This window comes from Xanthomonas rydalmerensis, assembly GCF_033170385.1.
GTDB lineage: Bacteria > Pseudomonadota > Gammaproteobacteria > Xanthomonadales > Xanthomonadaceae > Xanthomonas_A > Xanthomonas_A rydalmerensis.
This window is the reverse complement of record NZ_CP126170.1, coordinates 4,509,212-4,530,877: the sequence shown is the minus strand read 5'-3', so window position 1 is coordinate 4,530,877 and position 21,666 is coordinate 4,509,212. Positions and strand designations below refer to the sequence as shown.

Here is a 21,666-nt window from a genome sequence, read left to right as displayed (position 1 = left end):
CGCGCCGCGGCGCAGGCGGGGCGCGGCGGGGCCTGCGATGCGGAGCGTTGTGCCAGCGTTCTCCGGCATCGCCCTAGAATGCATCGCCTAGCGCAGGCGAGGACACCATGGGCAAACGCCAACGACGACCGCCCCCGCCAATGCCCGCACCCACGCGCCTGCAGCGGCTGGTCGCGCGTGTGCAACGGCCGGTGTTGGTGCTGGTGGCCATGGCCATCGGCGCGAGTGCCATGTTGAAGCTATACCTGCTGGCGAAAGCGCTGCAGAGCGGCGTGTACATCGGCGTATCGAGAGTCGGTCCGACACGGATCTATCCGCTGCAGACCGACCCAGGCCACTATTGGTTCTCGATCGCGTGGGACAGCGTGCTCAGCCTGGTGTTGCTGGCGCTTGCCGTTGCCCTTGGCTGGTCGGTGATGGCGCTGCGCAAGCCGAAGTAGTGCACGTCGACCGGAGCGTCGCGGTCGTCACTTGTCCAGGCAGCGCTGCCAACGCTCGGCCACGCGCTGCGCGAACCAGGCGGTCGTCAGCTTGCGGGTGATCTTCGGACTTTCCAGGGCGATGCCAGGCAGCACCGCGCGTGGCAGCGGCTTGCCGGCATCGCGGTCGGCCAGCGCGAACACCTGCCGATACAGCGCGCTGTCGCCGAAATCCGCATCGCTGCCGCGCTGCAGTTCGCGGCGGATCCTGCGCCCGTCCATGCCCAACTGCGTGCCCAGGCTGCGCGCGGCGCGCTCGGTGGCGCCGGGAGCGTCGAGATCGGCACCCGGCGTCAGCAGGTCGCCGTCCAGCGCCAGGGCGATACCGCTGGCCCGCGCCAATGCGGCCTGGAATGCGGCATTGCGGCTGGCGTACCAACCGGCGTTGAAGTCGGCGAAGCGGTATAGCATCGCCGCCGCGTTCGGGTAGCCGAGCAGGTGACGGGTGCCGAACCAGATGCCGCCGCGGCGGCTGAATACCGCGTGGCGCACGCTGTCGGTCAGCGGGTATGGGTAGCCGTCGGTATGCGCTTCGGCAAAGGCGATGCTCACCTGCATCGGTCCGGCGGTGTGCACCGGGTTGAGATCGCCGAACAGGCGTTGGCCCAGCGGCACGCTGCCGGCGATGTCCTCGAAGAGCGCGCTGAGGTCCTGCTCGGTGCGCGCGGCGGCGAGGCGCTCGGCATAGCTGCGTCCATCGGGTCCGCGCAGCTGCAGCGCCGCATCCAGCGCGAACGCCGGCAAATGCAGTGTGGCCGCGCGCCGCTGCAGTTCCGCCCGCGCGATCTTGCCCAGTCCCGGTACCGGCGGGTTGGTCTGGTAGGTCGATTCCTGCTCGATCACCGCCAGCACGGCGCAGATGGTGTCGGCGCTGGTCGGCAGGTTCTGCGAGGCCAGCGCCACGTAGACGTCGTCGGCCCAGCCGCGGCGGTCGGGCACCGTCGCCGGGATGCGCCGAGCGATGTCCGCCTTGACCTCGCTGGGCGTGCGCTCGGGCACGCGCGGCGCCTGCGTGGCGCAGGCGCCGAGCAGAGCGAGAGTGCACACGGCGAGCAGGCGGGCGAAGACGGCGGCGGGCATCGGCGAAGCGGTTCCTGCGGGATGGCGATCGTCCGCATCCTACAGGCGAGGTGTTGGCGCCGCGCGACGTCGCCGGTGACCACTAGGTGTGATCGGAGGTCGCTGGCGCCTGTGCGTCCGTCTCGGCCACATGGATGCAGAAGCCGCTACGGCCGGGGGCAAGATCCTCCCGCAGCGTCAGTGCCGGAATCGCGTAGTCGCCATGATTCTGCTTGCGGAACGCGATCGGCGCGGTACTGAACAGTGTATCCAGGCGCTCGCCCAGCGCGGCGCTGGTCTGCGCGAAACGTGCCGCGTCCATGCGCCCGCTGCGGTAGACCACGAACGGCGGCAGTACGTCGAAGCCCGGGTAGTGCAGGATGCCGTGCTGGATCGGGAACAGCAGATCGTCGATGGGGCCATTGATGCCGCGCGGCGCGTAGTGCGAATCCCAGCCGCCAGCGGTGACGATCAGCATCGCGCGCTTGCCGGCCAGGGTGCCTTCGCCATAGCGATCGCCCCAATGCGTGTCGGAGTGTTCGCCGACGCCGTAGGCGAAGCCGCAGGCATAGACCCGATCCACCCAGCCCTTGAGAATGGCCGGCATCGAGAACCACCACAGCGGGAATTGCAGCAGCACCGCATCGGCCCAGCGCAGCTTGTCCTGCTCGGCGGCGATGTCCGCGCGCTGGCGGCCGCTGGCGAAGGCGCGCTGCGAGTCGCGCGAGGGATCGAAGCGCGCGTCCGCCGCGCCGTCCAGGCTGTCCTGTGCGTCGACCGTGCACTTCCAGTCCATCGCATACAGGTCCGACACCTGCACGCAATGGCCTGCCTCCTGTAGGCGCTGCACCGCCACCTGCCTGAGGGCCCCATTGAGCGAGGCGGGTTCGGGGTGGGCGTAGACCAGCAACACGTTCATTCGGCTTCTCCACGAGGAATGCCGCCACGCTAGGCCGCCATTGGTTATAGTGGAAATGAATTGCCTTAATGGCCGCTATTGTCATGGTTGATTTGCGTCGGCTGGATCTCAATCTGCTGCTGACCCTGGACACGTTGCTCGATACGCACAACGTGACCCGCGCGGCGGCGCGCCTGCATCTGTCGCAGCCATCGGTCAGCGTGCATCTGGCCAAGCTGCGCGAGGCACTGGGCGATCCGCTGCTGCTGCCGGGGCCGCGCGGCATGCGTCCCACTGCCCGCGCCGAAGCGCTGCGCGCGCCCTTGCGCGAGGCCTTGCAGGCACTGCAGCAGGCGGTGGCGCCGGAAGCGCCGTTCGATCCGGCACGGGCGCAGACGCTGTGGCGGGTAGCGGCCAGCGACTACGGCGCCTCGACCGTGCTGTCGCCGGCGATCGCCGCCTTGCGCCGGGTGGCGCCGGGGACCCAATTGGCGGTGTTGCCGTTGGCGCCGTCGTCGATTGCGCAACAGGCCGAGCAGGGCCAGATCGATCTGGCCTTGCACACCGTCGCCGATGCGCCGCCCGGCCTGCGCCGTCGCACGCTGTTCGCCGAGCGCTATGTGCTGGTCGGCCGCGCCGGCCACCCGCGATTGCGTCGACGGCCGAGCCTGGCGCAGTTCTGCACGCTCGAACACGTCATCGTCTCGCCCGATGGCGGCGGTTTCAGCGGCGTTACCGATGCGGCATTGCGCGCGCACGGCCTGCAGCGCCGCGTGGTGCTGTCGGTGCCGAACTTCCTGTTCGTCGTCACCGCGCTGCAGCGCAGCGACCTTGTCGCGATGCTGCCTGAGCGCTTGGTGCGCAACCAATCCGGCTTGCAGGCGTGCGCGCCGCCCCTCGAACTGCCCGGCTACGAAATGGCCATGCTCTGGCACGAGCGCGTGCATCGCGATCCGGCGCATCGCTGGTTGCGCGAGCACCTCCTCGCGTCGATCTGACACGGTGGACGCGCTGCCGCCTCAGCGGCGCGTGGCCAGTACCCCGTCCAGCGCCAGTTGCGCGGCGAAGCCGGCCTTCTCCAGGCGCTTGGCGACTTCGCGCGGCACATCGCGGCCGCTGGTGAGCTTGTTCGGCGTGCCCGTGTAGTGGAACAGTCGGCCGCCGCGGCGCAGCACCCGCGCGAACTGGTCGTAGAAGGTTTGCGCGTAGAGTTCGCCGGCGATGCCGAAGCGCGGCGGGTCGTGCAGGATCGCGTCCATCGACGCGTCGGCGATGCCGCCGATGGCGGCGCCGACATCGCCATGGGTCAGCTGCAGGCGGCCCTCGCTGGCGTCCGGATCTGGCGACCATGGATTGAGCGTGCGCAGCCACAGCACATCGGCGTTCTTCTCGAACGACTGCAGCCTCGCCACCCCGGCCTCCAGCGCGCAGGCGGCGAAATAGCCGAGGCCGCCGCAGGTGTCGAGCACCTGCTTTCCGCGCGGTTCCACCAGCGCCACCTTGCGCCGCGCGTCCTCGAACGGCGACAGCTGCGCGCTGGGCAACATCTTGATGCCGTCGATCTCGAAGGTCGGCGCGCCCCACTCGGTCGGCACCAGCTTGATCAGCGCGCCGCTGAAGCGCGAGACCGCTGCGAAATCCTCGCCATCCCAGTAGTAGAGCGTGCGGTCCTTGAGCTTGCCAGGATAGGGGTAATCGCGCCCCTTCCACTGCCAGCTTTCGGTGTCAAGCAGCGCCTGTCCCTGGCTGCGCTCCAGGTCTAGCGAGCCGGACCAGGTGGCGGCGCCGGCATCGCGCGCGGCGAGCAGCGCGGCGGCGAGCGGGCGGGTGAGCAGGGGGCCGGAGTAGCGGGTCACGGAATCACAGGTTCGCCACCGACGCGAGGAGCGGCGCGGGCGGCACAGGCGGAAGGGCTGCATCGTACCCGACGCGCGTTCAAGAAGGGATGCGCCCGTTCACCGCGCCCAGTCGCGGGGGGCGCTCTGCGGCCGTTCGCGCGGCATGCCGATGTAGACATCCGCGAGCGGAGCCGTGTGCGCCGATGCGGCGTCGCTAGAATTCGACCTGCACCGGTATGGAAGGAGCAGGGCGTTGAATCAGGAAGAACAGCGACGGATTCTCCAGGTGTTGCAGCATTGGCACACCCTCGAGTTCTTCATCCCGTTTGCGTTGGACCAGCGGCTGAGCGACCTCGAGGACTGGCAATGGCGCTACCTGAGGAGCGATGGCCTGGCGGCCGCGAACGGACCGGACTGGCTGCACATCGATCCGCCGGCGGACAAGGAGGTGCGGGGGTTCGACCTCTACCTGGGCGTGTTCGATGCGTCCGCGATCCTGGACATGATGCGAGACTGCCTGCCGCCGGCAGCCGGCGATGGCATGACCGACGAGGAAGAGCAGCAGCGCGCGCAACTGGAAGGCGCCACCTGTTTTGCCAAGCTGAGGTTGTCGCCGCAAGGCGAGTTGCAACTGGATCGGATCTCGATCTCCACCGTGCCATGGGCGATCGGCCAGGTCCGCGCGGGCGGTCTGGGATCACTCGGCCACGCGGCGTTCGAGGCAGCCAAGCAACGCTTGCTCGGTCTGTTCGGCGACTTCATGGCGCATCGCGGCGATCGTGCGGGAGCGCCGCTCGGTGTCGAGGATGTGCTGCGCCTGCACCGCATGCTGTGTGAGTGGGCCGGGTTCACGCCGGATCCAGAGGCGCCGATGGCGGTGCTGGAAGCGCGGGTGCGCGACAGGGCACCGGCATCGGAGGCGGCGGCCGAGGCGGCCGCCGCGGCGACGACGCCAGGCGCCACCGTGCCTGCGACCGCGACCGCGACCGAGGCGGCCACCGGCGAGACGGATTCGGAGGCCGATGCCGACGATGTGGACGACGAGCCGAGTGCGGAGATCGAGGTCGACATCCTCAACAGTTTCTTTCTCGTCGACCTCGAACGTGCGATCGCCTCGGTTCAGGCCGGGACGATTCCCGAGCCACTGCGGCGCTACCTCATTGCGTTGCCGAAACAAGACCAGACCGATCTGTATACCGAGGCCGGTCGCGAGCAGCTGCTGCGGGCGTTGCATCCGCGACATCTCAATGCGGGCCACTGGCTGTCCGATCCCGCGCACGCGATGAGCCTGATGCAGCAGTTCGCCATCAACACCGCACTATTGGAGCTGGAGACTGGCGGCCTGTTCTCGGTCAATGGACCGCCTGGTACCGGCAAGACGACGCTGCTGCGCGACTTGTTCGCCGAGATTCTGGTGCGTCGCGCGCGCGTGCTGGCGGGGCTGCCTGGCGCCGGGGCTGCCTTCGCCAGTACCAAGCGCAAGGTGACATTCGATGGCGACGCAAAGCCCAGCTACTTGCAGGAGTTGATCGAGCCACTTCTTGGGCACGAGATGGTCGTGGCGTCCTACAACAACGCCGCCATCGAGAATATTTCCGTCGCCTTGCCCAAGCGCGGCGAGGTGGCGTCACCGTGGCGCGATAGCGTCCGTTATCTGCAACCGGTCGCGCACAACCTGGCGATCAAGGCCGGCAAGGGCAAGCGCGGCAATGTTTCCCCGGAAGGCGACGAGATGCCTTGGGGGCTCATCAGTTGCGCGCTGGGCAACTCGCGCAACCGCAAGGCGTTCTGCGAGCGCTTCGCCTTCGCGTCGCTGAAGACCTCGAGCGAAGAAACGCCCATGACGTTCTGGGAGTGGCGCAAACAGGCACCCGCGTTGAGCTTCTCGGAGGCGGCCGCGCGTTTCCGGGAAGCCGACCAGGCGGTTGGGCATGCGCTGTCGTCGCGCAGCGCTTACGCCGATTGCCAGGCACGCGTGCAGCAATGGAGGCTGCAATTGGCGTCTCTGCACCACGCCAGCGAACAGGCACGCCTGGATGGCGAGCAAACCGAACGGGTGCATGCGCAGGCGCAGGCCAAGCTGGCCCGCCTGGAACTGGAGTCGGTGCATCTGCGGGAACGAGAGCAACTGATCCGCAAGACCCGGCCCTCCTGGTCGCAATGGCTGTTCGAGTTCCGCACCGCACTTCGACGCTGGCGCGCGACCGACGCGGAACGCAGGGCCAATGCCGATCTGCAGCTGCAGCACTTCGAGGCCTGCGCAGCGCAGCGCCTTCAGGTGGCCGGCGCGCTGCAGGCGATGACGTCTGCACGCGCGCACTGGGAGGCGTGCCGTGCGGCAGAAGCCGAGGCGCAGCATGCACAGGAGGCCGATCTGCAGCATTTGCGCGAACTGGCGCAGGCCGTGCCGCCGCCGTTGCTGCCGGAAACCCCCCAGCAGCTCGAAACCGATCGCTTCCAGATCGATGGCGTCTGGCACGACCCGGAACTGGCGCAGTTGCGTTCGCAGGTGTTCGCCGCCGCGATGGCGCTGCACGAAGCGTGGCTGCACGAGGCCACACAGCATCATGGATTCGGCAGTAACGTCGTCGCGGTGACCAAGTGGTTGAACAACAAGCGGCCGCAGTGCGCGGACGACTATCTGCCGATCGTGCGCAGCCTGTTCATGATCGTTCCGATCGTGTCCACCACCTTCGCGTCGTTCGCCAGCCAGTTCCGCGGCCTGGGTCCGGATGCGATCGGCTGGCTGTTCATCGACGAAGCCGGGCAGGCGGTGCCGCAGGCGGCGGTGGGGGCACTGTGGCGCGCGCGCCGTGCCGTCGTGGTCGGCGACCCGTTGCAGATCGAACCTGTATTCACCTTGCCGGTCCGCTTGATCGCCGCGCTCGGCGCGCGCTCCGATGCGACCCGCGACGGGACCTATGCACCGCACCTCACGTCCGCGCAGCGCCTCGCCGATCAGGCCAATCGATACGGAACCCTGACGACGACAGGCGATGAGCGGCTGTGGATCGGCAGCCCGTTGCGGGTGCACCGGCGCTGCATCGAACCGATGTTCGGTATCGCCAATCGCATCGCCTACGGCGGCAAGATGGTCTATGGCATGTGCGAACGACATGCGCCGGATGCGCCGCCGTTGCCGGTCGCCAGTTGCTGGTTGGATATCCCAGGCGGCACAGCGCGCAAGCAGGTGGTGCCCGAACAGATCGCGTTCGTGGCCGAGTTGATCGTCTGGCTGTATCGGCGCGACGGAACCCTGCCGCGGCTGTACGTGATCTCGCCGTTCAAGGCGATCCGGCAGGCCTTGCACGACGCGCTGAGCGGTGACGCCTGGGAGGACATGGGCGCTGGACACGCGCCGCCGTCGCCACGTGCGCTGCGCGACTGGTTGCGCGGTAGCGTGGGAACCGTGCATACCTTCCAGGGCAAGGAGCAGGATACGGTCTTGATGGTACTGGGCGCCGACCGTCAGCATCCGGGCTCGGCCCTGTGGGCCTCGTCCAAGCCCAACTTGCTCAATGTCGCGCTGACCCGGGCCAAGCGCCGCTGCTATCTGATCGGGGATTTCGAGTTGTGGAGCCCGCTGCAGCATTTCGATGCGACCGTGTCGGGCGAGTTCCCCCTACCGCGCCGGTCGCCTTCGGAGTTCCTGAAGGAGCTCGGCCTGCCGGATGTGTCCCCCACCGCTTCGGGCTAGCGGCGGCCACGGCGACCGGCGGCATGGTCCGAAGGTGACGCGGTGGGCGTCGGGGTGCGGATGCGCCACGCCGGCGCAAGCCGCGGCGGCATCCCCGCGGCAAAAGAGGGATACTGGCCGTCCCCCCCATGTACGCCGTCGCGGTGCCGCGCCGGTCAGGATCGCCGATGCTCAAGGGTGTGCTGCTCGGTTTCGCCTGTTATGCCGCCTATTCGATCAGCGATGCCTTCGTGAAGGGGTTGGAGGGCTCGCTGCCGGCCTACGAGGTGGTGTTCTTCGGCGCGCTGCTGATGCTGTCCGCGCTGCCGTTCCTGAAGAAGCCGGGCGATCGCTGGCGCGAGGTGGTGGTGGCGCAGCGGCCGAGCATCTGGCTGCTGCGCGCGTTCACCGGCGCGGCCGGCAATCTGTCCGCGGTCACCGCCTTCACCCTGCTGCCGATGGCCGAGGCGTTCGCGCTGATCTTCCTGATGCCGATCTTCGTCACCGTGCTGTCGGTGCTGCTGCTCAAGGAGGAGGTGCGCTGGCGGCGCTGGCTGGCGGTGATCGTCGGCTTCATCGGCGTGCTGGTGGTGCTGCGGCCGGGGTTCCGGCACCTGGGGCAGGGCCATGTCGCCGCGATCATTTGCGGCCTGGTGGGGGCGGTGTCGGTGATCAGCTTGCGCATGGCCGGGCCCGGCGAGAAGCGCCTGACCCTGTACGGCGCCGGCGTGCTCGGCCCGCTGCTGATGGGCGGCCTGTTGATGCTGCCGACCTTCGTCTGGCCGACCTGGCAGCAGTGGATCCTGCTGGCCGGCTACGGCCTGCTCGCGGGGCTGGCCGCGATCTTCATGATGTACGCCTCGCGCGCGGCACCGATCAGCGCGGTGGCGCCGACCCAGTACAGCCAGATGCTGTGGGCCATCGGCTTCGGCTACTGGCTGTTCCACGACCACCTGGACTGGCCGATGGCGGTGGGCATCGCGCTGATCCTGGGCGCCGGCCTGTTCACCCTGGTGCGCGAGGAAAAGGTCACACGCTGGTGGCGTCGCACCAAATTGGTGTGAGTGTCGCCGCCTGAGCCGATCTCGGCCGCCGCCCCGGCGCCGATCAGGAAATCGCCGATACGGCCGCGCGCGCAGCGCGGCGATCCTGCCCGTTCACGGACGAGGCAATGCAGGCGCGCGGCCGCGAGGGACCGCTGCGGTCGCCGCGCCATCGGACTTTCCTTATCAAGATCGGAGAACGGCATGACGAACAATGCGATGGGGCAGTTGCTCGACGCCGCGGCCCATGCGGGTGCGGCGAGTGCGGGCGCGACGGGCGTGCGGGTGGTGGCGGGCGTGGTCGGCGCGGATGGCGGGGTCCGCAACGGCGCGGGGTACACGGTGGCGCATGTCAGCACCGGGCATTACCTGGTGAGCTTCCAGCCGCCGTTCCAGGCGCTGGACGGGGTCTCCGTCACCCAGATCTACCCGGGCGACGGCAACACCTGCGACAACGCGGTGATCATCCGCCTGGACGCGGGCCAGGTGCTCCTGAAGACCGGCGACGGCGGCGGCAACCAGTCCGACCGCGATTTCAGCTTCGTCGCGATCGGGCAGGGCGGCGCGCTGGCCTGAGTCCGGCGGCGTTCGGCGTCCCCGGCGGCATGCGGCGTGGTCCGCGCCGCCGCGGGCGCCATCCGGCGCACGCGCGGCTGGCGCGCGCTGCCGCCATCTTCTATGTTTGCAGGCTAATCCCTCGCGATGGCCTGCGCCCATGACCGATCCGTCCGCCCAGCCCGACCACCTGCAGCGCAGCCTCTCCAACCGCCACCTGCAGCTGATCGCGATCGGCGGGGCGATCGGCACCGGCCTGTTCATGGGCTCGGGCAAGACCATCAGCCTGGCCGGGCCGTCGATCCTGTTCGTGTACCTGATCATCGGCGTGATGCTGTTCTTCGTGATGCGCGCGATGGGCGAGCTGCTGCTGTCGAACCTGGAGTACAAGTCGTTCATCGACTTCTCCACCGACCTGCTGGGGCCCTGGGCCGGCTTCTTCTGCGGCTGGACCTACTGGTTCTGCTGGATCATCACCGCCATCGCCGACGTGATCGCGATCGCCGCCTACGCGCAATTCTGGTTCCCGACGCTGGCGCCATGGATCCCGGCGATGCTGTGCGTGCTGTTGCTGCTGGGACTGAACCTGGTGACGGTGAAGCTGTTCGGCGAAATGGAGTTCTGGTTCGCGCTGATCAAGATCGTGGCGATCTGCGCGCTGATCCTCACCGGCGCCGGCCTGGTCGCCTGGGGTTTCCAGTCGCCGTCCGGGCACGTGGCCTCGCTGGCCAACCTGTGGAACGACGGCGGCATGTTCCCGATGGGACTGGGCGGCTTCTTCGCCGGCTTCCAGATCGCGGTGTTCGCCTTCGTCGGCATCGAGCTGGTCGGCACGACCGCCGCCGAGACCGCCGACCCGCGCCGCAACCTGCCCAAGGCGATCAACTCGATCCCGGTGCGCATCCTGGTGTTCTACGTGTTGGCGCTGGTGGCGATCATGGCGGTGACGCCGTGGCGCGAGGTGGTACCGGGCAAGAGCCCGTTCGTGGAGCTGTTCGTGCTGGCCGGCGTGCCGGCCGCGGCCAGCCTGATCAACTTCGTGGTGCTGACCTCGGCGACGTCCTCGGCCAACAGCGGCATCTTCTCCACCAGCCGCATGCTCTACGGCCTGGCCGAGGAGCGCCACGCGCCGCGCGGCTTCGCCCGTCTCTCGCGCGCGGCAGTGCCGGCGCGCGGGCTGCTGTTCTCCTGCGCCTGCCTGCTCGGCGGCACCGTGCTGATGTACCTGATCCCGAACCTGGTCACCGCCTTCACCCTGGTCACCACGCTGGCCGCGGTGCTGTTCATGTTCGTCTGGTCGCTGATCCTGTGCGCCTACATCGCTTACCGGCGCAAGCGCCCGCAGCTGCACGCGGCCTCGGCGTTCAAGATGCCCGGCGGTGTGGTCATGTGCTACGTGTGCCTGGCGTTCTTCGCCTTCGTGCTGGTGCTGCTGACCCTGCAGGCCGATACCCGCCAGGCGCTGTTCGCCAGCCCGGTGTGGTTCCTGCTGCTGGGCGTGGGCTACGCGTTGAAGCGCCGCAGCGCCTAGGGCGTGTCACCCATTCCCGAGTATGCCGCGTTGGGCCTGCCAGGCCCAACCCGAAGGGCCGCGGTTGCGCGCGCCCGTGGCCGCGTCATCGCTCGGGCGTGGACGCACGTCCACTTCCTCGCTCTTCCTTGCCACAGGCGCGCGCAATCGCGGCGCGGCATGCTCGGGGATGGATGACACGCCCTAGCCTGAACCGGTGTGCGCGGCGGGCGTTGACGCTCCGCGCGCGCTGACGGATGCTCGCGGCCTTTCCTGCGCGAGCCCGTCCCGATGATCACCATCCATCGCCTCGGCGGCACCTCCGACACGCCGGTGTGCTGGGTGGACCTGTGCCGACCGAGCGAGGCGGACCTGGCCGAGGTCGACAGTAAGGTCGGCTTCGCGGTGCCGACGCGTGCGGTCATTGGCGAGATCGAGTTCAGCAGCCGGGTGCGGGTGGAGGGCGAGGTGCTGTTCCTCAACGTGCCGCGCTTCCAGGACGACGATGGTCCGACCGCGCCGCTGGGCTTTGCGGTGTCGCCGCGGGTGCTGGTGACCCAGCGCGAGCAGCCGATGGCCTCGTTGGATGCGGTGGCCGCGCAGTTGCAGCACAACCCCTGCCGCAGCAGCGACGACCTGCTGCTGCGCCTGCTCGACGAACTGGTCGGGCGCCTGGCCGACCGCCTGGAAGCGTTGGAAGCGCAGATCACCGAGACCACGCGCGCAGCGTTCGCCAAGCCGCACGCGCGGCACAAGTCGCGGCACCTGGAGCGGATGCTGCACGACGTCGGCGACATGGGCCGGCGCCTGGGCGGCATGCACAACGCCGGTCACGGCCTGCTGCGCCTGGCCACCTACCTGGACGACGCCGCGCCGGACTGGTTCGGCGAGGACGCGGCCAAGCGCATCGGCCTGTTGCACAAGGATCTGGCCACCCTCATCGAATTCGAGCAGCACCTGGACGACCGCATCGAGTTCCTGCTCGACAGCGTGCTGGGCATGATCAACGTCGACCAGAACAACGTGATGAAGGTGATGGCGGTGGCCTCGGTGGTGGGCATCCCGCCGACGGTGCTGGTCGGCATCTGGGGAATGAACTTCGCGCACATGCCCGAGCTGAAATGGCACGATGCCTACTACTGGGCCCTGGGCGTGATCGCGCTGAGCATGCTGGTGCCGCTGGCGTGGTTCCGCCGGCGTGGCTGGGTCTGAGCGCCCCTGCGGGCGCCGCCGCGTCGCGCCGCATCGCCATGGCGGCGACGACGTGGAGGCCCGCGCACGATGGCGGCCCGCACGCGTGTGCGGCGTGCAGGCACGCGGCCGCCCGCGCGTCGGATCGGCCGAACGCCCGCTGCAATGCGGGGAAACGCGTCAGTGCGCGTCGTCGCGAATGCCGCGGCGCTTGGCCAGATGTTGCCGGGCCAGCCGCAGCGCACGCAATCCCGGGTAGGCCCACTGCAGCGGGTGCGGCAGGCGCGTAGCTGCGCGATCGTCCTCGGTGGGGGCCAACAGGAACGGGATCAATTGCAGGCGGCTACGCCAGTTCGATTGCAGCGACAACAGGCGCAGCGCATAGCGGGTCACGCCGAGCCGGGCCGCCAGATCGGCGCCGCGATCCGAGCCCAGCGCGTCCAGGTGCGGCAGCAGCGTATCGGCCGCAAAGCGCGCGCTGCGCAACAGCGCCGTCTGTTCGCGCAAGGCTGCAGGCACGCTGACACCGAGCGTGGCCTCGGCCAACAAGGCGCCCAGGGCCAGTTGCCGTTCCATGCCGAGGCTGCGCGCCAGCGCCAGGGTGGCATGCCAGTCCAGCGACGGGCTGCGCAGCGCCTGCGCGAGATCCACCAGCCAGAACGCGCGGTGCCAGTTGTGCTTGCTGCCGTGGAAGGCGGCATAGACCACCGCCAGCGGCGGTGCCAACGTGGTCACCGACAGTCCGGCGACGCGGACGGTAGTGGTGTGGTCGTCCCACAGTGTTGCGGTTGGCAACGGGAACGCGCGGGCCTGACTGGTCAGGCGCAGATGCAACTCCAGCACGAGTCCGCTGCCGGCATGCCGCAACGACAAGGCGTGATTGTCGCGCACGTAGCGGTCCAGCGCGCCCGCCGCATCGGCGTCCAGCACATAGCCCAGGCGCTGCAATAGCGGCAGCGCGCGATCGCGGTCGTCGGCATCGATCAACAGGTCGATGTCGCAGGCTTCGCGATGCTGCGGCATGCCGAACAAGGCGGCATAGCCCTGTCCCTTGAGCAGGCAGTGACGCAGGCCGGCATCGCGCAGGCAGCAGACGATCTCATGCAATGCCGCCGTCTGTCGTAGCGTCTGCACGAGCACGCGGCGCTGCCGTTGGCGGAGCGCATCGTACAGCGGCGCCGGCATGGTCGCCGCCAGCGTCTCGGCAGGCGGCAATGCCAGCGCCAGGCGATGTCGCGCGAGCACCCGCGCGAAGGCAGGCGGATCGACGTTACCTGCAAGCGACGGATCGGCCTGCGCCCGCCACAGACACAACGCATAGGCGAAGGCCGGCGACCATCCGGCCATCGTTGCGATCATGACGCGAGTCCGGAACTGTCGCGCGCGCGGTCGGCACGCACCGTCCAGGTTGAGGCCAATTCGCGCACTTGGGAGTGCTTGTATTCGAGCGTAGACAAAATTTCTTGACCAGCGCTCATCGCGGCCACCGGAGAAGTGCTAAGTGATTCAGTGCGCACATGATTCTTGTCGGTCCCCGTCATCAGGTGCGATGCACATCAGCATCGGACTGATGTATCGCGCATTCGTACGCTGTGTAGCATAGCCCTCGACGCATGACGCGGCGCCCAGGGCGGTGCAATTTCGTGCGCGATCGCAGCCATGGCCTCTCGCTGATCCGCTCTCAAGGAGACGACGTATGACCGATGCGTTCATAGGCGAAATTCGCCTGTTCACGATGGACTGGGTTCCCAGGGGATGGCTGCCCTGCGATGGCCGCACGCTGCAGATCCAGAGCAATCAAGCGCTGGCCGCCTTGCTCGGCAACCAGTTCGGCGGCGACGGGAAGACCACGTTCAGTCTGCCCGATCTGCGCGGGAGGGTGCCGGTGGGACAGGGCTCCAATCCGCTCACCTCGCCGCCGGTCACGTATGCCGTGGGCAACTATGGTGGTCTGGAAGGCGTGGCGCTCACTGCTGCGCAGGTTCCCCCGCATACCCATGACGTCCGTGCGCTCGCCACGGCGGGAACCACCGCTTCGGCAGTCGGCGCTTATCTGGCCGAGCCAGAAGATCCGCATTACCTGTATGCGCCAACGGGGGCGCTGGTGCCGCTGGCCGCCGACTCGGTCAGCCAGGAGGGCGGGGGCGCCGCGCACAACAACATGCAACCGTCGCTGGTGTTGAACTTCTGCATCTGCACGGAAGGCTTGTTTCCGTCCCGCTTCTCCTGACGCCTGCCACAAAGGACCGACACCATGGATGCCTACACAGGTCAGATCATCCTGTTCGCCAGCTTCTTCGAGCCGAGAAACTGGGCGTTCTGCGATGGCCGCTCGTTGCCGATCAAGAACTATGTCGCGTTGTACTCGCTTATCGGTACCGTCTACGGCGGCGACGGCGTGACCACCTTCAATCTGCCGGACTTGCGCAGCCGGGTGCCGATCGGGCAGGGGCAGGGCGAGGCGCGGGCGCCGGCACCGCAACTGACCGCGCGCGTGCTCGGGCAGCAACTCGGCGCGGAAAGCGTGACCTTGAAACTGGCGGAGATCCCCGCGCATCGGCACACCTTGCAGGCGACCACCGCGACTGCCACGACCGTCGTGCCGGTCAACAATCTGTTGGCGGCGCCGCCGGCGCCGAACGTGGAGTACTTCACGCCTTCCAGCACGACCCAGAAGGAGTTGTCCTTGTCCGCAGATACCGTCGAAACGGCCGGCGCGAATCAGGCGCACCCCAATCGCATGCCCACGCAGGCACTGAATTATCTGATCTGCCTGAATGGCTTGTTTCCGAATCGGCCGTGACCGCCCATCGCATAGGAGCCCGACATGTCCAATAGTTTCATCGGCGAGGTGCGTGCGTTTCCCTATAACTTCGCACCGGAGGGTTGGCTCGATTGCATGGGCCAGTTGGTGAGCGTGCAGCAGTACCAAATGTTATTTTCGCTCCTCTCCAATTTCTACGGGGGCGATGGTCGCGCGACGTTCGGCTTGCCGGACCTGCGCGGCCGTGCCGTGGTCGGTCGCGGCCAGGGAACCGGCCTGAGCAACTATGCGCTGGCGCAACAGGATGGCACCGACTCCGTCGCGCTGGGGTCGGTAGCGCAGTTGCCGGTCCATACTCACACCATCACCAGCAAGTTCACCGGCATCTTGGCGGCGCCGACCTCGTTCAGTTCGACTCCCAGCCCGGTCGCCTACGTGTCGCGTCTGATCAATCCGGTCGAACCGATCACCACGTACGCCCAATACAAGATGCCGCCCGCCACCGTCCCCCTGGCGCCAATGTCTCCCGCCACCCTTTTGCCCTTTCCTGCCAGCGCGACACCGGCGCAGGCGCACGAGAACCGGCAGCCGTTCACCACCATGCGCTACTGCATCTGCGCCACCGACGGCATCTATCCGGAACGACAGGATTGAGCGAGTTGCGCTTCGAGTGTCCCGCGCCCTTGCTGGCGCGGGGCATGCGGACGCGACCGGAATGCGCAGCGGATCTGCCGGCGCTGCGCGCGTTGTATCGGGAGCAACGCTGGGCCGAGTTCGCGATGTTGCCGTGGGACGATGCGGCCCGCGCCGCGTTCATCGACCAGCAGTTCGAGGCGCAGCAGCGTCACTACACCCTTAGCCAGGAACAGGTGCTGTTCCTGGTGTTGATCGAGGGCGAGCGCGTGGTCGGGAGGTTGTATCTGGGTGGCGATGCGGCGGACGCGGTTCGCTTGATGGATATCCTGCTGCTGCCGGAGTGCCGCGGGCAGGGCCTGGGAACGGCGTTGATCGCGGCACTGCTGGAGCAAGCGGCGGCCGCTGGCCGCGAGGTGTCGCTGCAGGTGGAAAAGGGCAATCCTGCGGCCGGCCTCTATCGCCGGCTCGGCTTTCGGTCGTATGCCGACACCGGCATCGCCTGGCAGATGGTCTGGTCCCCCAACGGGTCATGCCTTCCCGAATGAGCGTTTCGCAAGTGGTGTGGCGTCCCGGTAGCCCAGCCAAGCCATGATTGGGCCATGGTCGGCAAGGACACGCGCCGCCTGCGTTGCGTTGAGTGCCGAGCGCCACGCGCCGGCGCGGCCCTGGCGGAAGAAGCGCGCCTGCCCTTTCTGGCGTTCTGCGAATCCAAGGCGTTGCTCGGTATCGCGCAGTGTTTCGAAGCCGCAGGCCGCTACCGCCCGCGCAACCTGCGTGGGCTCCGCGGGCAGGCCGAGAAAGTCTGCCAGGCGCGCGGTTTCCCGCAGCGGATCGGCCTGCAGGTCCTCATAGCGCAGCAACAGGCGGGGGCCAGGCGCCTGTTGCCAGGAAGCCACGTGTTCGGACCACGAGCCGTAACGTTGCAGCGCCTGCGGCCGGTATTCGGCCATCGAGGCGCTCATGGTAGTTCCGCTTTTGCCCAATTGCTCGATGGCGGTGTCGAGGTCCAGGCAGGCGTGGTCCGCCCAGGAGTGGGCGACGTCGCGCGGATCGCGCACGATGTAGACGGTGCCCAAGGTTGCCGCAGCGGGAAACAGCATGGGGTCGTGGTGGTCGTGGACTTTGAGGATGCTCAGCGTCTGCGCTGCGCATCGCCGGTAGGCGGCACCGCGCAGCAGATGCAGTTCGGTCGGCGTCAGCTCGCCAATGTCCACGTCGAGGTGGCGCGCCAGCCATACGCGCGATGCGGCATTCGGTAGCGCCGGCGCGAGTTCGTCGAGATCCACCTCTGCAGCGCCATGCTGCAGGCTGGCGATCAGGCAACGGACCCAGGTATTGCCGGACTTGGGATAGGAGGCGAGCCAGAAGATGCCGCGCCGGCTCATACGCCGAAATGGGCTTCGATCAGGGCGGCGGTGGCATCCAGCGCGTCGAAGCGGCGCGGACGTTGCAGGTGCCAGACCGGCACCTGGCGGGCGATGGCGGCTGCCTGCGCGAACGCGGTCGCACGCAGGCCCATGCGCTCGGCCGCCTGCGGGCGCGCCAGGTAGCCATCCAGGGCCGTCAGGGCGATGTTCGGCGACAGGCGCTGCAGATGTGGCGCCGGAGCATCGCCCAGGACCACGACCGCATCCAGCGGCGCCGGCGCGGCATCGAAGCCGGCGCTCGGGCGCAGATCGAATTTGTCCATGCCCGGTCGTATCCGCGGCGCATCGGACAGCGGAAACTGCAGCAATTCCAGTGTGTCGCGCCAAAGTTTCAGCCGCGGAAACGCTGGCAGCATCGTGATGCCGCGGGTGGCATCGCTGCGGATGACGGTCAGGTCGTCGCTGAGCAGGCCATGGCCGCGTTGCAGCAGGGCTGCCGCCAGGGTCGATTTCCCCGCACCGCTATGCCCGGCGAAGGCCACGGTCTGCGCACCGATGCGCAGGCAGGCCGCATGCAGCGGGAACAGGCCGCGCTGCAGGCACAGATAGCCAAGGGCAGAGCCGAGCAGGAACAATCGCCAACTCTGGTCGTGCGGATTCAGTCGCTGCACGCGCATCGATCGGCCGGCCTGTACCAGGATACGGACCACCTCCGGCACCTGCAGCAGGACCGTTCCGTCGCGACCGACGCTCAACCAGGAATCGGCGGGTTCGGCCGCGTCCAGCCGATCCGGAACCAGGGCTTCCTCGATCACCACGTCCGCTTCGGCGCGATCCGCGCTGTCGGGCCAGGGCGCAAGTTCCGGCAGCGCCAGCGCGCTGCGCACGCGCAGACCGCACAACACGTACCAATGCTGCGGGGGCATGGCGACCGGCGTCTGCTTGGCGAATGCGTAAGTCAGGCGCGGATCTCCACCGCCCCAGCATCGCGCAGCGTCTCCAGCAGTGCCGCCACATCGGTTTCGATGGTGGCCCTGGGTGCCGCGTATTCGGCACCCAGGCGATCGCACAGCGTGGCGAAGGCACAGGGCGGATCTAGATGCGACCATACGTCCTTGCCGATGGCGTCTAGCGACAGGTACAACCCACGCTCGGTGCTCATGAGGACAAGTTCATCGCCCATCTCGGCGGCAAGGCAGCCGGGCGTCCGCGCGATGATCGTGCTCGGTGCGATGCGCATCCTGGTGCCAGGTCGGTGGGGAATGGAGGAGCTTACCGAGGACGCCGTGCGCTGCAAAGCGCCAGTCCCGCCTGCTGATCGCGGGGCGCGAGGCAGCGCCGGAACACCACCTGTTCGTCGGCCTGTACGGCCAGCCGCCGATTGTCGGGACCGAACAGCGGCGTATCCGCGCGTGCCGGCGTCGGCACGCACAGCGCTGTGTCGAACCAGCGCGCCGCCTGGGTGTCGCGCAGGCGGAAGTTGGCGTGGCGCAGCACCAGTAGTCCGCCGGGGCGCAGGCAGCGGGCGAAGTCCAGCAACTGCGCCTCGACGTCCTCGAATCGGATGAGGTGATCGCAACGCTCGCCCGGATGCGCCGCCAGATCGCCGCGACGCAGCACCGCCAGGCAGAAAATGGCGTCGTAGGCGCCGTCGGCCTCGCCGGTCGTGTCGCCGGCCACGCGGAAGCGCAGTCCCGGATCGGGCCGGTCGCGTAGTTGGCGCAGGCAGGCGCGAATGGAATCGTGATGGATATCTAAGCCGGTGATCGCGGCGTTGGGGAAGTACGCGCGCAGGCTGAACACCTCCTCGCCGCTGGCACAGCCGAACGACAGCAGCCGCGGGTGTCGTTCGGCGCCGAGCGTCTGCTGGGCGAAGCTGAAAAGGGTCGGATAACGATCCATCGAAGTGGTCGCGTAATCCTGGAACAACGGCACCGGCGAAGTGAGCCGCAGCCACGCATAGGTGCGCCCCTCCCGGCCACGCAAGGCGCGATACAACAGCCGCACGCCGCTGCGGATCGACAGGAACCTGCACCAATGAAAGCGGCGCATGCTCATGCCGGCCGCGGCGACCGGCCGGAATAGCACGCTAAGCGCAAACACGAGCCGGACGCCGGCAGCGCCGATGACGGCGCCCGTCGCCTTGGGCGTAGACGTGTGAGTATCGCGGGCGGCATGTGGTGGTAACCTAGAAACACCCTGCGCAAGCTTACGCGGTGGGGGCGTACGGGAGAATCGGAGAGGACGATGGACAGCAGGGGCGCGAGGCGTGCCTGCTGCGCAGGTGCCGATACGCTGGGGAAGCAGGCTACGTCCAGCCTGCGCCAGATCCAATGGCAAAAAACACAATAGGGAGATTCCGCGATGTACGAGAACCAACCAACGGTTTCGTCTGCTGCTTCCGTCGAGAGTGGACGCAAAGTGTGGACGGCGCCCGTGGTGTCCTTCCTGTCGATCGACGAAACGGCGAATGGGGGGCGGCCAGGTGGCGATGGGATCGGGACGTCGACCGCTTCCTGATCTGAGGCACCTTTGCCGGGCCTAGGGCGTGTCTGCCATGTCCCGAGCATGCCGCCCGCGGTTGCGCGGGCCTGTGTCAGAAAAGCACGAGGAAATGGACGTTGCGCCCACCCCGAGCGATGACGCGGCCACCGGCGTGCGCCTGTCAGCTCCAGCGCGACTCTCGGGATTTGACGCGCTCTGATGAGTGACTTTGCAGGCATCTGGCGGCTGGATGGCGCGCCGGTCGCACCGTCGGATCTGCATCGCCTGGGCGAGGCAATGAACGCGCGCGGAATCGGTCCGGCGCGTATCTGGCAGGGAGGCGGGGCCGCCATCGTGCATCGCCAACATGTCTTCACCCCGCAGGATGCCGACGAGGCGATGCCATGGGTGGGGGCGTCGGGCGCCGTGCTCACGGCCGACGTGACATTGGCAGCGCGGCAGGAACTGGCGGCGGCGCTGGGAGATTGCGCCAGTGCCGGCGCGCCCGATGGTGCCTTGTTGCTGCAGGCCTTGCAGCGCTGGGACGTCGCGGCGTTGCCGCGCCTCTACGGATCTTTTGCCTTGGCGTTGTACCGTCCGGACCGGCAGCGCCTGTTGCTGGCGCGCGATCCGTTGGGCCTGCGTTCCCTGTTCGTGCATCGCGGGCCGCGCCTGATCGCCTTCGCCACGCGCTTGCGGGCACTGCTGGCGCTGCCGGAGGTACCCAAGGATCTGGACGATCGCGCCCTGGCTGACAAACTGATCATGGACCGTGTGCGTCCGCAGCGCACCGTCTATCGCGCCATCGATCGGGTACCGATGGCGCACGCCGTGGTGCTGACGCCAGAAGCCACGCACTGCCAGCGCTGGTGGTCGCCGCCGGAGGCGGGATCGCTGTGCCTGCGCGGCGATGCCGAGGTCGAGGCTGCGGCAGCCGAGGTGCTGGATCGGGCGGTGGCCGACGCGCTGCGCGTGCGCGGGCCGGTGGCGACCTGTCTGACCGGCGGGCTGGACAGCGGTTCGGTGGCGCTGTCGGCGGCGCGGCAACAGGCGCCGGCGCCGCTGCTGGCGCTCACGCGTCAACCGCTGGCGGCGACCGCGGTTGCCAGCGCCACCCACTACTACGACGAATCGTCGCGTGCGCAGCATCTGGCCGCCAGCCATCCGGGGATCGATTGGCATCTGGTCGGCGACGATGGCGACGACTGGGGCGAGCACGATCCCGCGTGCTGGTGGCGGGAAGGCGCACAGCCGGTCCGCACACCCTCCAACATGGCCTGGTTCTTTCCGCTGTACCGGTTCCTGTATGCGCGTGGCGGGCAGGTGATGCTGGGTGGCGAACTGGGCAACGCGTTCTTCAGTTACGACGGTCTGTTGAGACTGCCGCAACTGCTGCGGCAGCGGCAGTGGCGGTTGCTGGCGGCACAACTGGGCGCCCTCGCCGCCAGCGAAGGTCTGAGCCGGCGCAAGACAGTGCAGCGCTACCTGTTGCGTCCGTTCGCGCCGGTTGCGCTGCTGCGTCTCTGGCATCGCCTGCCGGCCGCGGCCTGGGAGGCGGAGGCGGCCCTGCAACCGGCATTGGCGCAAGCGCTGGGGATGCGGCAGTCGTTGGATAGAAACCGCGCCCGGATGCTACTGGGGGGCGGTTCCTCGTCGGTCGGGATCTTGCGCGACTGGATGCTGGACAACGCCGCCGCCATGGATGTGTGGAACACGCTGCGCGCCATGTCCGGGATCGAGACGCGCTTTCCGCTCGGCGACCGGCGCGTGATCGAATTCTTCGGCAGCCTGCCGCTGGACCAGTTCCTGCGCGACGGCGTCACCCGTGCATTGTCGCGCCGTCTGCTGGCCGCACGCGGCGCGCCGCCGGAGATCCACGCCAACCGCGCGGTTGGCGTACAGCAGGGCGATTGGTTCGCGCGCTTGAGCGCGCAGCGCGGTGCGCTGCAGGCGCAACTGGCCGACGCCCGCCGCTCGCCGCTGGCCAATCGGGTCGTGGATCTGCCGCGCTTGCAGGCATTGCTGGAGCGCTGGCCGCAGGATGCCGCGGCCGCCGAGTCGCGGCGTGGCGAGTACCTGCAGGTGTTGGCGTCCGGTCTGCAGATGGCTGGTTTTCTGGCCTGGCACGAGCGCGGCGGCGCCTGACGCGCAGACGCTGCAGGCCCC

Annotated in this window: 20 protein-coding genes; 12 read left to right on the top strand and 8 right to left on the bottom strand. The window is 68.3% G+C overall.

The genetic code is table 11. The features are described 5' to 3' along the window. Positions 1-140 precede the first annotated feature (140 nt). Positions 141-440 (top strand): hypothetical protein, encoded by a 300-nt coding sequence (locus QN245_RS19275; protein ID WP_160970376.1) that lies wholly within the window; start codon positions 141-143, stop codon positions 438-440. 27 nt (positions 441-467) lie between these two features. Here QN245_RS19275 and QN245_RS19270 read toward each other — a convergent pair whose 3' ends face one another. Together QN245_RS19270 and QN245_RS19265 are read right to left on the bottom strand one after the other, a co-directional pair. Further along, positions 468-1,559, bottom strand: coding sequence for a DUF1615 domain-containing protein (locus QN245_RS19270; RefSeq protein WP_317843954.1), 1,092 nt, complete (start codon positions 1,557-1,559; stop codon positions 468-470). Positions 1,560-1,641: 82 nt separating this feature from the next. Continuing rightward, positions 1,642-2,457, bottom strand: a complete 816-nt coding sequence (locus QN245_RS19265) for an NAD(P)H-dependent oxidoreductase (RefSeq protein ID WP_317843953.1) — start codon at positions 2,455-2,457, stop codon at positions 1,642-1,644. Between the two features lie 83 nt (positions 2,458-2,540). Here QN245_RS19265 and QN245_RS19260 point away from each other — a divergent pair, with 83 nt between their 5' ends. Further along, positions 2,541-3,434 (top strand): LysR family transcriptional regulator, encoded by an 894-nt coding sequence (locus QN245_RS19260; protein WP_317843952.1) that lies wholly within the window; start codon positions 2,541-2,543, stop codon positions 3,432-3,434. Between the two features lie 21 nt (positions 3,435-3,455). Here QN245_RS19260 and QN245_RS19255 read toward each other — a convergent pair whose 3' ends face one another. Then, positions 3,456-4,292, bottom strand: a complete 837-nt coding sequence (locus QN245_RS19255; RefSeq protein ID WP_317843951.1) for a class I SAM-dependent methyltransferase — start codon at positions 4,290-4,292, stop codon at positions 3,456-3,458. Positions 4,293-4,527: 235 nt separating this feature from the next. On the opposite strand from QN245_RS19255, the gene QN245_RS19250 reads away from it, so the two are divergent. From QN245_RS19250 to QN245_RS19230, 5 genes are all read left to right on the top strand, one after another. Then, positions 4,528-7,971, top strand: a complete 3,444-nt coding sequence (locus tag QN245_RS19250; protein ID WP_317843950.1) for a DEAD/DEAH box helicase — start codon at positions 4,528-4,530, stop codon at positions 7,969-7,971. A gap of 167 nt (positions 7,972-8,138) precedes the next feature. Then, positions 8,139-9,014: a DMT family transporter gene (locus QN245_RS19245; RefSeq protein ID WP_317843949.1), complete on the top strand. Its 876-nt coding sequence runs from the start codon at positions 8,139-8,141 to the stop codon at positions 9,012-9,014. Between the two features lie 183 nt (positions 9,015-9,197). Next, complete coding sequence (locus QN245_RS19240) at positions 9,198-9,569, top strand: hypothetical protein (protein ID WP_160970362.1); 372 nt, start codon at positions 9,198-9,200, stop codon at positions 9,567-9,569. A 139-nt stretch (positions 9,570-9,708) separates the two neighbouring features. Beyond that, the gene (gene cycA / locus QN245_RS19235) at positions 9,709-11,079 is read left to right on the top strand and encodes a D-serine/D-alanine/glycine transporter (protein ID WP_317843948.1); all 1,371 of its coding nucleotides are present in this window, start codon (positions 9,709-9,711) and stop codon (positions 11,077-11,079) included. Between the two features lie 270 nt (positions 11,080-11,349). After that, a complete protein-coding gene (locus tag QN245_RS19230; RefSeq protein WP_184644840.1) occupies positions 11,350-12,270 on the top strand; it encodes a CorA family divalent cation transporter in 921 nt (306 codons plus the stop codon). Between the two features lie 159 nt (positions 12,271-12,429). On the opposite strand, the gene QN245_RS19225 is transcribed toward QN245_RS19230, so the two are convergent. Then, positions 12,430-13,608 carry a nucleotidyltransferase family protein gene (locus tag QN245_RS19225; RefSeq protein ID WP_317843947.1) on the bottom strand — a complete coding sequence of 393 codons (1,179 nt, stop codon included), beginning with the start codon at positions 13,606-13,608 and terminating at the stop codon, positions 12,430-12,432. Positions 13,609-13,945: 337 nt separating this feature from the next. Here QN245_RS19225 and QN245_RS19220 point away from each other — a divergent pair, with 337 nt between their 5' ends. The 4 genes from QN245_RS19220 to QN245_RS19205 are packed head-to-tail and all read left to right on the top strand — an operon-like array spanning position 13,946 to position 16,194. After that, positions 13,946-14,479 (top strand): phage tail protein, encoded by a 534-nt coding sequence (locus QN245_RS19220; RefSeq protein ID WP_317843946.1) that lies wholly within the window; start codon positions 13,946-13,948, stop codon positions 14,477-14,479. A gap of 24 nt (positions 14,480-14,503) precedes the next feature. Further along, entirely contained in the window at positions 14,504-15,052 is a 549-nt protein-coding gene (locus QN245_RS19215; protein WP_317843945.1) for a phage tail protein, read from the top strand. Between the two features lie 24 nt (positions 15,053-15,076). Next, positions 15,077-15,667: a phage tail protein gene (locus tag QN245_RS19210; protein WP_317843944.1), complete on the top strand. Its 591-nt coding sequence runs from the start codon at positions 15,077-15,079 to the stop codon at positions 15,665-15,667. Positions 15,668-15,711: 44 nt separating this feature from the next. Further along, entirely contained in the window at positions 15,712-16,194 is a 483-nt protein-coding gene (locus tag QN245_RS19205; RefSeq protein WP_317843943.1) for a GNAT family N-acetyltransferase, read from the top strand. Here QN245_RS19205 and QN245_RS19200 read toward each other — a convergent pair. From QN245_RS19200 to QN245_RS19185, 4 genes are read right to left on the bottom strand one after another with little or no spacing between them, the layout of a single operon-like run. After that, positions 16,177-17,034, bottom strand: coding sequence for a sulfotransferase domain-containing protein (locus QN245_RS19200; protein ID WP_317843942.1), 858 nt, complete (start codon positions 17,032-17,034; stop codon positions 16,177-16,179). The genes QN245_RS19205 and QN245_RS19200 overlap by 18 nt on opposite strands. Beyond that, positions 17,031-17,942: a hypothetical protein gene (locus QN245_RS19195; protein WP_317843941.1), complete on the bottom strand. Its 912-nt coding sequence runs from the start codon at positions 17,940-17,942 to the stop codon at positions 17,031-17,033. The genes QN245_RS19200 and QN245_RS19195 overlap by 4 nt, the downstream gene beginning before the upstream one ends. Positions 17,943-17,974: 32 nt before the next feature. Further along, the gene (locus QN245_RS19190; RefSeq protein WP_317843940.1) at positions 17,975-18,256 is read right to left on the bottom strand and encodes a PqqD family protein; all 282 of its coding nucleotides are present in this window, start codon (positions 18,254-18,256) and stop codon (positions 17,975-17,977) included. A 32-nt stretch (positions 18,257-18,288) separates the two neighbouring features. Next, positions 18,289-19,074 carry a class I SAM-dependent methyltransferase gene (locus QN245_RS19185; protein WP_317843939.1) on the bottom strand — a complete coding sequence of 262 codons (786 nt, stop codon included), beginning with the start codon at positions 19,072-19,074 and terminating at the stop codon, positions 18,289-18,291. A gap of 645 nt (positions 19,075-19,719) precedes the next feature. Here QN245_RS19185 and QN245_RS19180 point away from each other — a divergent pair. Next, complete coding sequence (locus QN245_RS19180; protein WP_317843938.1) at positions 19,720-21,645, top strand: asparagine synthetase B family protein; 1,926 nt, start codon at positions 19,720-19,722, stop codon at positions 21,643-21,645. The last annotated feature ends 21 nt before the right edge of the window (positions 21,646-21,666 follow it).

Excerpts from the sequence above, each read along its gene's own strand:
- QN245_RS19200 (WP_317843942.1), bottom strand. The coding sequence starts at position 17,034 with ATGAGCCGGCGCGGCATCTTCTGGCTCGCCTCCTATCCCAAGTCCGGC.
- QN245_RS19260 (WP_317843952.1), top strand. The coding sequence starts at position 2,541 with ATGGTTGATTTGCGTCGGCTGGATCTCAATCTGCTGCTGACCCTGGAC.
- QN245_RS19215 (WP_317843945.1), top strand. The coding sequence starts at position 14,504 with ATGGATGCCTACACAGGTCAGATCATCCTGTTCGCCAGCTTCTTCGAG.
- QN245_RS19275 (WP_160970376.1), top strand. The coding sequence starts at position 141 with ATGCCCGCACCCACGCGCCTGCAGCGGCTGGTCGCGCGTGTGCAACGG.
- QN245_RS19195 (WP_317843941.1), bottom strand. The coding sequence starts at position 17,942 with ATGCCCCCGCAGCATTGGTACGTGTTGTGCGGTCTGCGCGTGCGCAGC.
- QN245_RS19180 (WP_317843938.1), top strand. The coding sequence starts at position 19,720 with ATGAGTGACTTTGCAGGCATCTGGCGGCTGGATGGCGCGCCGGTCGCA.
- QN245_RS19265 (WP_317843953.1), bottom strand. The coding sequence starts at position 2,457 with ATGAACGTGTTGCTGGTCTACGCCCACCCCGAACCCGCCTCGCTCAAT.
- QN245_RS19185 (WP_317843939.1), bottom strand. The coding sequence starts at position 19,074 with ATGAGCATGCGCCGCTTTCATTGGTGCAGGTTCCTGTCGATCCGCAGC.
- QN245_RS19225 (WP_317843947.1), bottom strand. The coding sequence starts at position 13,608 with ATGATCGCAACGATGGCCGGATGGTCGCCGGCCTTCGCCTATGCGTTG.
- QN245_RS19205 (WP_317843943.1), top strand. The coding sequence starts at position 15,712 with ATGCGGACGCGACCGGAATGCGCAGCGGATCTGCCGGCGCTGCGCGCG.
- QN245_RS19220 (WP_317843946.1), top strand. The coding sequence starts at position 13,946 with ATGACCGATGCGTTCATAGGCGAAATTCGCCTGTTCACGATGGACTGG.
- QN245_RS19210 (WP_317843944.1), top strand. The coding sequence starts at position 15,077 with ATGTCCAATAGTTTCATCGGCGAGGTGCGTGCGTTTCCCTATAACTTC.
- QN245_RS19230 (WP_184644840.1), top strand. The coding sequence starts at position 11,350 with ATGATCACCATCCATCGCCTCGGCGGCACCTCCGACACGCCGGTGTGC.
- QN245_RS19240 (WP_160970362.1), top strand. The coding sequence starts at position 9,198 with ATGACGAACAATGCGATGGGGCAGTTGCTCGACGCCGCGGCCCATGCG.
- QN245_RS19270 (WP_317843954.1), bottom strand. The coding sequence starts at position 1,559 with ATGCCCGCCGCCGTCTTCGCCCGCCTGCTCGCCGTGTGCACTCTCGCT.
- cycA (WP_317843948.1), top strand. The coding sequence starts at position 9,709 with ATGACCGATCCGTCCGCCCAGCCCGACCACCTGCAGCGCAGCCTCTCC.
- QN245_RS19190 (WP_317843940.1), bottom strand. The coding sequence starts at position 18,256 with ATGCGCATCGCACCGAGCACGATCATCGCGCGGACGCCCGGCTGCCTT.
- QN245_RS19245 (WP_317843949.1), top strand. The coding sequence starts at position 8,139 with ATGCTCAAGGGTGTGCTGCTCGGTTTCGCCTGTTATGCCGCCTATTCG.